Genomic DNA, 14,616 nt, shown 5'->3' with positions numbered 1-14,616 from the left:
CGATTGAACGGAATAGAAAAAGGCTCCCGTTGGGAGCCTTTTGCATTAAAAATGACTACTTAGTCATTTTCTTATATTTGATGCGATGCGGTTCAAGGGCTTCAGCACCCAGAGTACGTTTTTTGTACTCTTCATATTCGGTGAAGTTACCTTCGAAGAATTCAACCTTACCTTCATCCTGATAATCCAGAATGTGGGTTGCGATACGGTCTAGGAACCAGCGGTCATGGGAAATGACCATTGCGCAACCAGGGAACTCCAGCAAGGCGTTTTCCAGTGCGCGCAGGGTTTCAATATCGAGGTCGTTGGTAGGTTCGTCGAGCAGCAACATGTTGCCGCCAACCTGTAACAGTTTGGCCAGATGTAAACGACCACGTTCACCACCAGACAGTTCGCCTACGCGTTTACCCTGATCGACGCCTTTGAAGTTAAAGCGCCCAACGTAGGCACGGCTTGGCATTTCAAAGTTACCGATACGCATAATGTCTTGACCGTTGGAAACTTCTTCCCAAACGGTTTTCTTGTCATCCATGCTGTCACGGAACTGATCGACAGAGGCCAGCACCACGGTTTCACCCAGATCGATAGTGCCTGAATCTGGCTGTTCTTTCCCTGAAATCATGCGGAACAGGGTCGATTTACCTGCGCCGTTCGGGCCGATAATACCGACGATCGCGCCTTTTGGCAGTGAGAATGACAGATCTTCAATCAGTAGGCGATCGCCATAGGATTTAGATAAATTCTGTACTTCCAGCACTTTGTCACCTAGACGAGGTCCAGGTGGAATGAACAATTCGCTGGTTTCGTTACGCTTTTGATACTCAACGTTGTTGAGTTCTTCAAAGCGAGCCAAACGCGCTTTACCTTTAGATTGGCGGCCTTTGGCACCCTGACGCACCCATTCCAGCTCTTTCTCAATGGATTTGCGGCGAGCGGCTTCGGCAGAAGCTTCTTGTGCCAAGCGCTGATCTTTTTGTTCCAGCCAAGAAGAGTAGTTGCCTTCCCATGGAATACCTTCGCCACGGTCAAGTTCGAGGATCCAGCCTGCAACGTTATCGAGGAAGTAACGGTCATGGGTAATTGCCACAACGGTTCCTTCATAGTCGTGCAGGAAGCGTTCCAGCCATGCCACAGACTCTGCGTCTAAGTGGTTAGTTGGTTCGTCAAGCAGCAGCATGTCTGGTTTTTCCAGCAGCAGACGGCAAATCGCAACGCGACGGCGTTCACCACCGGACAGATTAGCAATCTGCGCATCCCATGCAGGGAGACGCAGCGCATCGGCGGCACGCTCTAGCTGGTTATCCAGATTATGTCCGTCGTGAGACTGGATAATGGCTTCCAGTTCACCCTGTTCTTTCGCCAGTTTGTCGAAGTCTGCATCAGGATCGGCATACAGCGCATACACTTCATCCAGACGGGTCAGAGCGCGTTTTACTTCGCCAACGGCTTCTTCAACGGCTTCACGAACAGTTTGTTCTGGATTGAGTTTGGGCTCCTGTGGCAGGTAGCCGATTTTGATCCCAGGCTGAGGGCGAGCCTCACCTTCGATTTCAGTATCAATACCCGCCATGATGCGTAGCAGAGTAGATTTACCTGCACCGTTCAAACCCAGAACGCCGATTTTGGCGCCAGGGAAGAAACTAAGAGAAATGTCCTTCAAGATGTGACGCTTCGGCGGAACGATCTTGCCGACGCGGTGCATAGTATAGACGTATTGAGCCACGGCTATATACTCCTTGATTTATAAGGGTTTTACCTCTGCCTCATGCTTTCATGGGACACAGGCGGGGCATAAGCATTTAAATGACGTTCTGTCATTGGCGCGACAGGGCATTTTATGAAGGCGGAGTTTAGCCCGTTTTGGCGTTTTATCCCAGCCATCGTCGCATCATGCCGGCGCTTTCCGCTTAAATTGTAGAGACAGCGCTCATCATTTATGCCGAATATCTGGTTTATTTCTCTCAAGCGAGAAATAAATAGATAAGAATTTTCTTTCCTACAGGCCGCGTCAGCACAGGATTTACCCATGAAATCACTGCGGGTTATTCGAGATGATTAGAAAATAGGTGTTGCTTATAAACCTTAGGCATGAGTAAATAGCGTCATCGGTTTGGAACACAGACCTTATGTGAAAGCAGTTTTAGTAAAGCAGTCCTCAGTTCAAGCGTTATCCTTAGATACCTCTTCTTCTCGTGAGTCTCCTCCTAAGTGCCCCCATAAGCTAGCTCTGACGACGAACCTCGTTCGCTGCAATAATGTGGCTTAAAAAATTGAAAGGAAGTATCTAATGTCTAATAAAATGACTGGTTTAGTAAAATGGTTCAACGCTGATAAAGGTTTCGGCTTCATTTCTCCTGCTGACGGCAGCAAAGATGTATTCGTACATTTCTCTGCAATCCAGAGCGATAGCTACAAATCTCTGGACGAAGGTCAGTCAGTTGAGTTCACTATCGAGAATGGCGCTAAAGGCCCAGCAGCAGCGAACGTAGTCGCTCTGTAATCTCAATAGTTTAGTATTGTTTACGATAGCGATGACGGTATAGACCTGAGCAGTTAAAGAATACTAGAACGAAAAAAACCCGCCTTGAGCGGGTTTTTTTATGCCTAAAATTCGCTACTGCTTTGTTTTGCAGCATTGGCTGTTTATGTTGGTACTCTACAGGCTGAAAGTAAAAGTTGTGAAGAAAGACAGGGGCTGAGGGAATGCTCTGCTAAAATCGCTGTCTATGAGTAGTATTGTTTTAACGCGAGGAAAGGTGAGATGGTCATGGCGGACAATTGGCGTGCTTGGGGTATTGGTTTATGTTTAGTCGCTGTGTCCGGGAGCAGTTTTGCTGACTCTTTGGATGCTCAGCGTCAGCGTTACTTACAGGTGAAACAGGCCTGGGATAGCAACCAGATGATGACGGTTAATCAGCTCATGCCAACGCTGCGTGATTATCCGCTCTACCCTTATCTTGAATACCGCCAACTGACACAGGATCTTGGTCAGGCTACGACGATAGAGATTAAAGATTTTATCGCCCGCAACCCAACGTTGCCCCCAGCAAAATCGCTGCCAGCTCGCTATGTTAACGAACTCTCACGCCGTCAAGATTGGACTGGGCTGTTAGTGTTTAGCCCTCAACCGCCTAAGCCCATTGCTGCGCGTTGTAACTACTACTATGCCCAATATGCAACGGGACATCAGAAGACGGCATGGGATGGGGCGCGTGATATCTGGCTGAGTGGACAATCTTTGCCAACAAACTGTGACAAGCTGTTTGACGCTTGGAAAGCGTCTGGCGATCAGACTCCGCTGACTGTTCTTGAGCGCATGCGTTTGGCGCTCAAGAAAGGCAATAATGGCTTAGTGAGTTTCTTGGCTAAGCAACTGCCGGCGGATTATCAAACGATGGGCGATGCGCTAGCGAGCCTACAAGCCGATCCGCGCAATGTTGAAGCTTTTGCGCGTAATGTTGGTCCAACCGATTTTACCCGTGATGCCACTGAAATTGCTTTCTCAAGTTTAGCGCGTCAGGACGCAGACGCAGCTCGGGCAATGTTGCCAACGCTGGTTCGTCTGCAGAAGATCGATGCTAAGCAGAGACAGGCCATGGAAGATAGCATTGCGTGGCGATTGATGGGTAACGATGCCACGACCGAAGATATTCAATGGCGAGATAACGTTATCAAGAATAGCAATAGCGCTTCATTGATCGAGCGACGTGTGCGTTTGGCCTTGGGTAACGGTAATAAGAAGGAAATCCGTACTTGGCTGGCGTTATTGCCGCAGGACGTGCGCGATAAAGATGAGTGGCGTTATTGGAATGCCACGGTGATGATTGAGGATGGAAAGCGTAGCGAAGGTGAAAGTATCTTACGTGCGCTCACACAGCAGCGCGGCTTCTACCCAATGGTTGCCGCGCAAAAACTGGGGATTACCTATCCACTTCAGGTTGAGGTTGCGAATAAACCGACCGCAGCGCTGACGAAAGATCCTGCGATCGATCGTATTCGTGAACTGATGTATTGGAACATGGACAATACGGCTCGCAGCGAATGGGTTTCTCTCGTGAGCAGTAAATCTAAACAGGATCAGGCTGCGCTGGCTCGCTATGCCTATGAACAAAATTGGGCGGATCTGAGCGTTCAGGCAACGATCACTGCGAAACTTTGGGATCATTTAGAAGAGCGTTTCCCAATGGCGTGGTCGCAGCAGTTCCGTCAGGCTACAGAAGATAAAGGTATTTCTCAGTCTTACGCCATGGCAATTGCTCGTCAGGAAAGCGCTTGGAATCCTAAGGCTCAGTCGCCGGTGGGGGCTAGCGGACTCATGCAGGTGATGCCAAAAACCGCCGAGCATACCGCGCAGATGTTTAATCTGAGCAATTATATGAATAGCAGCCAGTTACTGGATCCGGTGACAAATATCCAGATCGGTACCAGCTATCTAGAATATGTGTATCAAAGTCTGGGGCGTAACCGAATCTTATCTAGCGCAGCGTATAACGCGGGTCCGTCACGTGTGAATACCTGGCTTGGAAATACCGGGGGACGCGTTGATGCCGTTGCTTTTATTGAGAGCATTCCTTTCTCTGAAACGCGTGGTTATGTGAAGAATGTTTTGGCCTATGACGCTTACTATCGCTACTTTATGAAGCGCCCAACCAAAATCTTAACTGACGCAGAGTGGGAGCGCCGTTACTGATTTCTGTGTTAGGCCGCTTTGACTGCGCAAAGTTTGTGGTATGCTGCCGTACTAGTTAATGAGTATTTTCTCACCAAGAGTACGGCAGCTAATCATGACAAACCGATCCCTGACCGATCCTGCGCTCAGCGCACAAGAAAACGATGACTGGCAACGCTTTGTTGAATTGTTAAGGCAGGCGTTTGCCGAAGATTTACAAGGCCCTATGCTTCAGCTGTTTTTGACGCCAGATGAAAGAACGGCGCTGGCGACGCGGGTGCGAATCATTGAAGAATTGATGAAAGGTGAAATCAGCCAGCGTGAACTTAAAAGCCAGCTTGGAGCCGGTATTGCTACTATTACGCGTGGTTCCAATAGCTTGAAAACGGCCCCCGCAGATTTGAAAGCATGGCTGGAACAGCAACTGCTCTCTGATAAATAAAGTTTAGAAACAACGATGGCACCCTAGAGTGTCATCGTTAAATGTTCATAAACATCTGCGTACGTAATTATTTTTTCGCGTTGCTCTGCTGGAAAATTTCATTATGGAAGGGCACCAGCGCTAGCACTAACGCCTGATGGTAGACACTGGTACGCGTCAGAATACCCTTGGTGAATACGCCGATGGCACCTTCACGGCGACCGATATCGCTCACTCCGGTAATTCCTTTCATTTCGCTGCCTAAGGCGCGGCCTTCGGCAATTCCCTGCAGAATAACTTCGGGTAGCATCAGACTCGCAGAACGTGATTCACCGCGCATATGGTGATTTTCAATCGTCATCCACGCGAAGGTCATATTTTCTTCAATACCGGCTTCGACACCGACCCAAAAATCGGCTTCAGGGCAAACTTGGCGTGCGCACATGACTCGATGGCGTGAGCCGGTTCGCGTTTCATGATTTCCGATGGGTTGTTCGGGCACTCCACTATCAACTTCAACGCCTTCAATGCGATACTGGTCATGACCAAAAACATCGTCGAACGCCAGAGAAATAGCCTTAATTTTTGCAGGGTTGGTAGTTGCAGCTACAACATGGTACATATGATTTCTAGCTTCCTTTTAGCGCATTTCTCGCAGTATACGGAAAAAGTACATGACACAGGTATATCTTATTCGCCACGGTGAAACCGAGTGGAACGCAGAACGCCGGATTCAAGGACAATCCAATAGCCCATTGACCGAGTTAGGAGAACTTCAGGCGCGTCAGGTTGCTGCACGCCTAAGCCAAATGGGGATCACGCATGTGATTGCGAGTGATTTGGGAAGAACGCGTCAAACGGGGCTAGCTATTGCTGAAGCCTGCGGATGCGAGTTGATTCTCGATTCACGTTTGCGTGAGTTGCATATGGGCGTATTAGAAGAGCGCTTACTTGATTCACTCACTCCTGAAGAAGAGAAATGGCGTAAGCAGATGGTCGATGGTACGCCAGATGCGCGAATTCCTGACGGGGAGAGTATGGCTGAGTTGGCAACACGTATGCGTGCGGCACTCAATAGCTGTCTTGATCTCCCAGCAGGAAGCCAGCCAGCGTTAGTGAGCCATGGCATTGCATTAGGGGCATTATTGGGCACGATCTTGGGATTGCCTCCGTACGCCGAACGACGTTTGCGTCTACGTAACTGCTCTTTATCTCGAGTGGATTACCAGCAAAGTCCGTGGTTAGCGCCGGGATGGGTGGTAGAAAGCGCAGGCGATATCCATCATTTGGATAGACCTGCACTTGATGAGATTCAGCGTTAATCTTCTTCGCGACGAATCGGAATAAGATACTCGCAGCAGATGTGTTGAGGCGGACGCTGCGAGGAGTCTGCCTGTGGGTGGAAACGTTCGATATCGTAGCCTTTACGACGTACCAGATTCAGCGTTGGCAGCGTAGTGCCATAGAGGCCTAGGATAAAGTCCTGAAATCCTTCTGCGGGGCCGTTATAACAGAATTGTGCATATTCCCCGCCAAGCAGCGTGATGGATTGCACTTCTTTAGTGACATCTGGCGGCAGATGCTGAATTTCAAGCGCGGTGGTGTACAGCACTTCCTGCTCGTCATCTTTTTCAAGGCTTGCGCGAGAATGATGAAGGCCATAAAGCACCGGTGGCAGATTTTTCACATCATGCAGGAAATCATGCCAGAACTGGCTACGTAATTCGGTACGTACTTTGCTAATTTGTTCTAGCGTGCAGGTATAACATTGAGTGATACCGACCAGCGATGTGCTTGGTAGCGTAATAAACTCAGGTTGAACCAAATTGCTCAATCCCAGACGAATTGGCGGGCACATACCGTAAGCGTGCCAATCTTCCGCACGACGATACAGTGCTGGCGTTTGGTTAAATTGCTTTTTAAAGGCTCTGGTGAATGTTTGTTGTGAGTCAAAACGGTACTGTAGCGCAATATCCAGAATAGGGCGGCTCGTTAGGCGTAGCGCGACAGCGGCCTTAGATAAACGGCGGGCGCGAATGTAGGCACCTATTGCCTGTCCGGTCACTTCTTTAAACATCCGTTGCAGGTGCCATTTAGAATATCCCGCTTTGGCTGCAACGTTATCGAGCGATAAAGGTTGGTCCAAATGTCCTTCCAACCAACTTAACAGGTCACGAATAATACTGGCCTGATCCATAGAGCATCCTCAAAAGCAGTAATGAACTTAAATAGCAACTAAGCGGCATGATAGCAATTTTTTTGGCCTTAGACTTATATTAAGGTTTTTTCAGTGCAAAGAGTGCTATGCAGACGTGAGCTGTAATGTAAAATTTATATAACTTATACGCTGTGCAATTAAGTTCGTAATATTAATAACCGTCGTGATTATAAGTATCAGAGGTACTTAGGTGAACAAATATTTTGTAGGCATATGTTTCTCCGTAGCTGCGGCCTTTACATCCGCTCATGCTGAGCAGATTGGCTCAGTTGATACGGTATTTAAAATTTTGGGGCCAGACCACAAAATCGTGGTAGAGGCATTTGATGATCCTGATATCAAAAACGTCACGTGCTATATCAGCCGAGCGAAAACGGGAGGAATTAAAGGGGGTTTAGGGCTGGCTGAAGATACTGCTGATGCCGCAATCTCCTGTCAGCAGGTGGGACCGATAGCGATAAGTGAGAAGATTAAGAACAAAAAGTCTGATGGAGAAGTGGTATTTCGTAAGCGGACATCCCTCGTCTTTAAAAAGCTACAGGTAGTGCGCTTTTATGACCCTGCGCGTAACGCGTTGGTTTATCTGACTTACTCTGACAAAGTTGTAGATGGTTCGCCAAAAAACGCGATCAGCGCAGTGCCAATTATGCCGTGGGCAACGCCTGAAGCCAGCGTGCCAGTAGCACCTAAGGCTCAGTAAAATAACGTCAAACAGAAAAACACCGTTACAAAAAAGGCCGACATTACTGTCGGCCTTTGTTTTATCGAAAAAGATATCTTAGCGTTTGATTTGCGCCAGCAGGAAATCTTCGATTTCGCCGGTTTTAATCATTTGCTTCTCGCCGTTGCGGCGGTTTTTATATTCAATCTCATCGCTATCAAGGTTACGGTCGCCGATAACAACGGTGTGAGGTACACCAATCAGTTCCATATCGGCAAACATCACGCCTGGGCGTTCTTTACGGTCATCCATGATGACGTCGATGCCTTTAGCTCGCAGGCTGTTGTACAGCGACCCAGCCAGATCTTTCACGCGGAAAGATTTATGCATATTCATTGGCAGGATAGCCACTTGGAACGGTGCAATAGCGTCAGGCCAGATGATGCCGCGCTCGTCATGGTTTTGCTCAATAGCGGCTGCAACCACACGAGTCACCCCGATCCCGTAGCAACCCATAGTCATAAGCTGGTTACGACCATCTTCGCCTTGTACGGTAGCTTTGAGTGCTTCGGTATATTTTGTACCCAATTGGAAAATATGGCCGACTTCAATCCCGCGTTTGATCAGCAGAGTACCCTTACCATCTGGGCTTGGATCGCCTTCAACCACGTTACGGATATCTGCTACCAGTGGTAACGGCAAATCGCGTTCCCAGTTGATACCAAAGTAGTGTTTCCCGTCGATATTTGCGCCTGCGCCGAAATCGCTCATCATGGCGACAGTACGATCGGCAACAACAGGAACGGTCATGTTGATCGGTCCTAGAGAGCCTGGCCCTGCGTTTACGGCTGCGCGAATTTCAGCTTCAGTTGCAAATGTCAGTGGGCTGGCAACCATCTCCAGTTTTTCTGCTTTTACTTCGTTGAGTTCGTGATCGCCACGTACCAACAGAGCAACCAGTGCGTGGCCGCTCTCTTTGGTTGCATGAACCAGCAGAGTTTTGACCGTTTTCTCAATCGGCAGATTAAATTGCTCAGTCAGTTCCGCAATAGTTTTGGCATTAGGTGTATCAACAATGCGCAGCTCTTCTGTTGGCGCAGCGCGTTCACCCTTAGGTGCTACGGCCTCTGCCAGCTCAATGTTTGCTGCGAAATCAGACTCGCTGGAGAACACGACGTCATCTTCACCGCTTTGCGCCAGAACTTGGAACTCGTGAGAAGCGTTGCCGCCGATAGAGCCGGTATCAGCTTGCACTGGACGGAAATCCAAATCCATGCGGCTAAAGATTTTGCTGTAGGCAGCAAACATCTTGTCGTAGGTTTCCTGCAGGGATTCCTGAGAAGTGTGGAAAGAGTATGCATCTTTCATCACGAACTCACGCGAACGCATTACGCCGAAACGTGGGCGAACTTCATCACGGAATTTAGTCTGGATCTGGAAGAAGTTTAACGGCAGCTGTTTATAAGAGCTGATCTCGTTACGCACCATATCGGTGATCACTTCTTCGTGAGTTGGGCCTAATACAAATGGACGTTCTCCGCGATCGACAAAACGCAGCAGCTCTGGGCCATACTGTTCCCAACGACCGCTTTCCTGCCACAAATCCGCCGGTTGAACCACGGGCATGGAAACTTCGATTGCGCCGGCGTTGTTCATCTCTTCACGGACGATGTTTTCAACTTTTTTCAGAACACGCAGACCGGTAGGCATCCAGGTATACAGACCGGAGGCGAGTTTACGGATCATTCCGGCACGTAGCATCAGTTGATGACTGATAACTTCGGCGTCGGCTGGAGTCTCCTTCAGAGTGGAGAGCAGATATTGGCTTGTACGCATGTGTATATGTTCCGTTAGAACGCAATATGTATCAGACCGTCGGGATAAGGCGGCCAAAATAAAGAAAAGTGGCTTAGTTTATCAGTGACGGCGGGTTGTCAAAAGAGAAGGGCGCGAAAATCTAGACTGAATTCAGGTCTATTACCTCGGTTATGCCATCTTTTACTTGCCAACGCACGTTAAAATCAAGCAGATGGACGGCATAAATGCGTTCTTCGTTCTCACCTTTTCGATAAGCAGGGCGTGGATCTTGAGCCAACACTTGCCGAATAAATCGCTCTAGATGAGGGTAACGCGAACGCTGCTGCAGGATTTGCTGTTGGGCAACGTCAGAGAAAACGACGCACATATCCGCCAGAGGCGCATCTTGAGCAAAACCACCACGCGCCTGTGGCTGGCTTTCTGCAAACGGTAGATAAGGTTTGATATCAATAACCGGTGTACCGTCGACCAGATCAAGACTGCCTAATTTCAAACAAACCTTACCGCCTTGAGTTTCAACTGATTTCAACTCGACCAAAGACATGCCAATAGGATTAGGGCGGAAGGTTGAACGTGTCGCAAACACACCCATCCGCATATTTCCACCTAAACGAGGTGGCCTAACCGTTGGACGCCATCCACCGTCCATTGTTTGATGAAAAACAAACATAATCCACAGATGGCTGAATTCTTCTAATCCGCGCACCGACTCTGGCTGATTATAAGGTGCGATAAGCTCCAGTTCGCCATCGCCGTCTTCAACCAGTCCAGGCTGACGTGGAATCGCGAACTTTTCTTTATAGGGCGATCGAATCAGCCCGATAGTATTGAAAGAAAACTGACTCATTGCTGAGAAACGTTTAACGCGGAACCTTTACATACCGCCTGTTGGTAGCAATTTGGTGTGTCTGTCACGATTTCGCATTGATGCAGTAGCACGGCGTTTGCTTTCATCGTCGATGCTTTAATCTGCATGCGCTTACGTGCCGTTGCCAAATTAGGTGCAGCGTCTTGAGCTGTGGCCTGACAAACGCTGCCGGTCACTTCCCCTAAATCGCGAAAAGGTTTGCCGACCAAGTCTTCTGCGTTTTCATAGACTTTGACTGGACGAGCTCGTTGCTGAGTGGTTTTTGTCGTTTTGGTTGTATTTGTCTGTGTTTTCACAGGTTCAACGGGTGTCTTAGTTTCTGATTTTGTGTGCAGCAAAGAGCAGCCGGACAAAGCCAAGGAGGCAGCGAGCAAGCATAAAGGTAATGCGCGCATAAATATTTCCTGATTTTTATAAAGTGGTTGCTATTGAATCAAGGTATGACAGAAATGACAAGACGGGCATAAGCCCGTCTTGAAGATATTACTCGATATATTGAGCAGAGCAATTACCAGCCTTTAACTGCGCCGCCGTTAAAGATTTTATTTGCAGCTTCGTAGACTTCATCGGACTGATAAGCTTGAACGAATTTCTTCACGTTTTCCGCATCTTTGTTGTCCTCACGGGCAACGATCAGGTTTACGTATGGAGAATCTTTATCTTCAACAAAAATACCATCTTTTGCTGGAGTCAGCCCAATCTGGCTAGCATAGGTCGTATTGATAACGGCCAGTGCGATTTGAGCGTCATCCAGAGAGCGTGGCAGTTGTGGTGCTTCCAACTCGACCAGTTTCAGCTTCTTCGGATTCTCGGTTACATCTAACACGGTTGGCAGTAAGCCGATACCATCTTTCAGTTTTATCAAGCCCACTTTTTGCAGCAGCAGCAGAGAACGTCCAAGGTTAGTTGGGTCGTTTGGTAGTGCAACCTGAGAACCGTCCTGCAGTTCGCTCAGAGATTTGATTTTCTTTGAGTAGCCAGCAATTGGGTAAACGAAGGTGCTGCCGACTGGAACCAGTTTGTAGCCACGATCTTTGATCTGTTGATCCAGATAAGGTTTATGCTGGAAAGCGTTCGCGTCGATATCACCCTTGCTTAGTGCTTCGTTTGGCAAAACGTAGTCGTTAAAGGTAACCAACTCTACATCAAGGCCATATTTGTCTTTGGCAACTTTCTGCGCAACTTCAGCAACCTGCTGTTCTGCACCGACAATAACGCCTACTTTAATATGGTTTGGATCTTTTTCTTCCTGACCACAGCCCGCCAGCGCCAGAGAACCCAGAAGTGCGCCAACGACAGCAATCGACTTAAACTTTAGTGACATACCCGTATCCTTCTTTTGACTTGTTCTTGAGACATTGTTTTTGAGACGTTGTTTTGAAACATCGTATGGCGCGGCATAGCAAGCGCCGTTTTTATTATTAGGACTGCTTTATTTGTGACTAACCGCTTTAACGATACGATCGCCACTAAATTGGATCAGATACACTAAAATGACTAACAATACCAATACCGTATTCATCACGGTTGCGTCATATCCGATATAACCGTACTGATAACCAATCTGTCCCAAACCACCGGCTCCTACGGCACCACCCATCGCTGAATAGCCGACTAGGGTAATCAGTGTGATGGTTGCTGCGTTAACTAGCCCTGGTAATGCTTCCGGCAGCAGAATTTTGCTAATAATCTGCATCGGCGTTGCACCCATAGCTCGCGAGGCTTCAATCAGGCCTGTTGGAATCTCTAACAACGCATTTTCAACCATACGCGCGATGAACGGAGCTGCACCAACGGTTAATGGAACCAATGCTGCCTGCAAACCGATAGACGTCCCAACGATGATGCGAGTGAATGGAATCATCCAAACCAGCAAGATAATGAATGGGATGGAACGGAAAATATTAACCAATGCGGAAAGTAGGCTATATAGCTTGGCGTTTTCCCAGATCTGGCCTGGGCGCGTAATATAAAGAAGTACGCCAACTGGCAGACCGATAACAAAGCCAAAGAAGCCAGATACGAAGGTCATGACGACGGTTTCCCAAATGCCTCGGCCCATCAACCACATCATTGCCTCAGACATAACCCAGTACCTCTACTTTCACTTGATGATTCTTGAAAAATTCAATAGCAGATAACGCGTCAGCATCATCTCCGTGCAGTTCTGCCAACATAACGCCGAATTTTACACCGCCGGCATAATCCATTTGAGAGCTTAATATACTGATATCTACATTGAAGCGACGTACTGCTTGAGAGATCAGTGGTGCATCCACGGATTGCCCTGTGAATTCCAAACGCAATAACGGCTGAGTATCCGGTTTACGATCTGGCGTCATGCGCGCTGCGAAATCGTCTGGAATATCCAAATGCAGCGTTGAGTGAATGAACTGTTGTGCTAGTGGAGTCTTAGGATGTGAGAAAACTTCACCCACGGTACCTTGCTCTATCAACTGACCATCACTAATTACGGCAACTTGATCGCAGATGCGTTTCACCACGTCCATCTCATGGGTGATTAATAGGATTGTTAAGCCTAGGCGACGGTTAATATCTTTCAGTAGTTCTAATATAGAACGCGTTGTCGCAGGGTCGAGCGCGCTAGTCGCTTCGTCACACAACAATACTTGCGGGTTACTGGCTAAAGCGCGAGCGATAGCGACACGCTGCTTTTGTCCCCCCGACAAATTTGCAGGATAAGCGTCTTTTTTATCACTTAAACCAACCAGATCCAGTAACTCGCTGACGCGGCGTGTCATTTCGTCGCGTGGCGTATTATCAAGCTCCAGAGGCAGGGCGATGTTTCCTGCAACAGTACGAGATGACAGCAGATTAAAGTGCTGGAAGATCATACCAATCTGGCGACGGGCTTTGGTCAGTGCGCTTTCAGAAAGTGCCGTCATATCCTGATCGCCAACGAGGACTGTGCCGCTGGTTGGGCGTTCCAATAGATTTACGCAACGGATAAGCGTGCTTTTACCGGCACCGGAAGAACCGATGACGCCATATATTTGTCCGGCAGGGACGTGCAGTGACACGTCTGATAGCGCTTTAATTTGGCGCTGCCCCTGCTGAAAAACTTTGGTGATATTTGTAAGTTTAATCATTTTTATATTTTTACTTTTGGTGTTGCCCGTGGCAGATAAAAAGCAAACTTTGGGAAGGTCCAAAGTATTGAACTGGATGTTAAGGCGTCTAGACGTCTAAGTCAACAGAAGTCGAATGAGTTAGGTGCTCTCTCTTTAGCGCAAATCATGCGATACTTAGCAGCAACTAACGCCATAAGGAGTGAATATCTGTGGCCCAGCTTGTTCCTGCAATTTTTTTAGACCGTGATGGCACGATTAATGTCGATCACGGATATGTTCATGAAAGCGATAACTTCCAGTTTATAGACGGCGTAATTGACGCGATGGCTGAACTGAAAAAGATGGGCTTCGCCTTGGTTTTGGTCACGAACCAATCAGGTATTGCTCGCGGTATGTTTACCGAAGATCAGTTCATGCATCTTACCGAATGGATGGATTGGTCACTGGCCGATCGCGGCGTTGATTTAGACGGTGTCTATTATTGCCCACATCATCCGGAAGGGACGGTAGAAGAATTCCGTCAGGCCTGCGATTGCCGCAAGCCACAGCCGGGCATGTTGCTGTCTGCACAAGAAGAACTAAATATCGATATGAGCGCTTCTTATATAGTAGGCGACAAAATTGAAGATCTACTTGCGGGCGAAGCTGCGGGAGTTGCGACCAAAGTTTTAGTCCGTACGGGTAAGCCAGTCACGCCAGAAGCAGAAGCTAAAGCTGATTTTGTGATTAATAGCCTCGCAGATTTACCAAAAGTGATAAAACAGCGTGTTTAGTACACTATATGGCTGAAAATGAGCCAAATAGAAAAAAAAGTGAAATTAGGGGTTGTCAGCCCGCGAGAACTCCCTATAATGCGCCTCCATCGACAC

General features: G+C 48.1%; 15 protein-coding genes. 6 read left to right on the top strand and 9 right to left on the bottom strand.

Translation table 11 applies throughout. The features are described from left to right. Nucleotides 1-55 precede the first annotated feature (55 nt). Nucleotides 56-1,723, bottom strand: coding sequence for an energy-dependent translational throttle protein EttA (gene ettA, locus HMPREF3091_RS18640; protein WP_008815182.1), 1,668 nt, complete (start codon nt 1,721-1,723; stop codon nt 56-58). A gap of 564 nt (nt 1,724-2,287) precedes the next feature. Between ettA and cspA the strand changes: the two genes are divergently transcribed. From cspA to trpR, 3 genes are all read left to right on the top strand, one after another. Continuing rightward, nucleotides 2,288-2,500 carry a transcription antiterminator/RNA stability regulator CspE gene (cspA, locus tag HMPREF3091_RS18635; RefSeq protein ID WP_004091319.1) on the top strand — a complete coding sequence of 71 codons (213 nt, stop codon included), beginning with the start codon at nt 2,288-2,290 and terminating at the stop codon, nt 2,498-2,500. A 261-nt stretch (nt 2,501-2,761) separates the two neighbouring features. Further along, nucleotides 2,762-4,690 carry a murein transglycosylase gene (gene sltY / locus HMPREF3091_RS18630; RefSeq protein ID WP_070717925.1) on the top strand — a complete coding sequence of 643 codons (1,929 nt, stop codon included), beginning with the start codon at nt 2,762-2,764 and terminating at the stop codon, nt 4,688-4,690. A gap of 94 nt (nt 4,691-4,784) precedes the next feature. Continuing rightward, on the top strand, nt 4,785-5,111 hold the full coding sequence (gene trpR / locus HMPREF3091_RS18625) for a trp operon repressor (protein ID WP_004091325.1): 327 nt from the start codon (nt 4,785-4,787) through the stop codon (nt 5,109-5,111). Between the two features lie 67 nt (nt 5,112-5,178). Here the strand turns inward: trpR and yjjX are convergent, their stop codons facing one another. Then, a complete protein-coding gene (yjjX, locus tag HMPREF3091_RS18620) occupies nt 5,179-5,712 on the bottom strand; it encodes an inosine/xanthosine triphosphatase (RefSeq protein ID WP_070717923.1) in 534 nt (177 codons plus the stop codon). Between the two features lie 52 nt (nt 5,713-5,764). On the opposite strand from yjjX, the gene gpmB reads away from it, so the two are divergent. Further along, nucleotides 5,765-6,412 carry a 2,3-diphosphoglycerate-dependent phosphoglycerate mutase GpmB gene (gene gpmB / locus HMPREF3091_RS18615; RefSeq protein WP_070717920.1) on the top strand — a complete coding sequence of 216 codons (648 nt, stop codon included), beginning with the start codon at nt 5,765-5,767 and terminating at the stop codon, nt 6,410-6,412. Here gpmB and robA read toward each other — a convergent pair. Next, nucleotides 6,409-7,287, bottom strand: a complete 879-nt coding sequence (gene robA / locus HMPREF3091_RS18610) for an MDR efflux pump AcrAB transcriptional activator RobA (RefSeq protein ID WP_004091330.1) — start codon at nt 7,285-7,287, stop codon at nt 6,409-6,411. The two genes, gpmB and robA, sit on opposite strands and share 4 nt — an antisense overlap. A 211-nt stretch (nt 7,288-7,498) precedes the next feature. Here robA and creA point away from each other — a divergent pair, with 211 nt between their 5' ends. Next, nucleotides 7,499-8,008, top strand: a complete 510-nt coding sequence (creA, locus tag HMPREF3091_RS18605; RefSeq protein ID WP_004091331.1) for a protein CreA — start codon at nt 7,499-7,501, stop codon at nt 8,006-8,008. A gap of 78 nt (nt 8,009-8,086) precedes the next feature. Here creA and proS read toward each other — a convergent pair whose 3' ends face one another. The 6 genes from proS to metN form a co-directional block, all read right to left on the bottom strand. Beyond that, on the bottom strand, nt 8,087-9,805 hold the full coding sequence (gene proS, locus HMPREF3091_RS18600) for a proline--tRNA ligase (RefSeq protein ID WP_070717919.1): 1,719 nt from the start codon (nt 9,803-9,805) through the stop codon (nt 8,087-8,089). A 121-nt stretch (nt 9,806-9,926) separates the two neighbouring features. Further along, the gene (tsaA, locus tag HMPREF3091_RS18595; RefSeq protein WP_070717915.1) at nt 9,927-10,634 is read right to left on the bottom strand and encodes a tRNA (N6-threonylcarbamoyladenosine(37)-N6)-methyltransferase TrmO; all 708 of its coding nucleotides are present in this window, start codon (nt 10,632-10,634) and stop codon (nt 9,927-9,929) included. Continuing rightward, complete coding sequence (gene rcsF / locus HMPREF3091_RS18590) at nt 10,631-11,050, bottom strand: Rcs stress response system protein RcsF (protein WP_070717912.1); 420 nt, start codon at nt 11,048-11,050, stop codon at nt 10,631-10,633. Before rcsF ends, tsaA begins: the two co-directional genes overlap by 4 nt. Before the next feature lie 113 nt (nt 11,051-11,163). Continuing rightward, on the bottom strand, nt 11,164-11,979 hold the full coding sequence (locus HMPREF3091_RS18585) for a MetQ/NlpA family lipoprotein (RefSeq protein WP_004091337.1): 816 nt from the start codon (nt 11,977-11,979) through the stop codon (nt 11,164-11,166). Between the two features lie 108 nt (nt 11,980-12,087). Continuing rightward, nucleotides 12,088-12,741: a methionine ABC transporter permease MetI gene (locus HMPREF3091_RS18580; protein WP_004091338.1), complete on the bottom strand. Its 654-nt coding sequence runs from the start codon at nt 12,739-12,741 to the stop codon at nt 12,088-12,090. Continuing rightward, nucleotides 12,734-13,765 (bottom strand): methionine ABC transporter ATP-binding protein MetN, encoded by a 1,032-nt coding sequence (gene metN / locus HMPREF3091_RS18575; protein ID WP_004091340.1) that lies wholly within the window; start codon nt 13,763-13,765, stop codon nt 12,734-12,736. Before metN ends, HMPREF3091_RS18580 begins: the two co-directional genes overlap by 8 nt. A gap of 191 nt (nt 13,766-13,956) precedes the next feature. Between metN and gmhB the strand changes: the two genes are divergently transcribed. Next, complete coding sequence (gene gmhB / locus HMPREF3091_RS18570) at nt 13,957-14,520, top strand: D-glycero-beta-D-manno-heptose 1,7-bisphosphate 7-phosphatase (protein WP_004091341.1); 564 nt, start codon at nt 13,957-13,959, stop codon at nt 14,518-14,520. Nucleotides 14,521-14,616 lie beyond the last annotated feature (96 nt).

Origin of the sequence: Hafnia sp. HMSC23F03 (assembly GCF_001816025.1) — a bacterium.
In the GTDB taxonomy this organism is placed as follows: Bacteria; Pseudomonadota; Gammaproteobacteria; order Enterobacterales; family Enterobacteriaceae; genus Hafnia; species Hafnia paralvei.
Note: the sequence above shows the minus strand (reverse complement) of the source record. Positions and strands in the feature narration are given on the sequence as shown.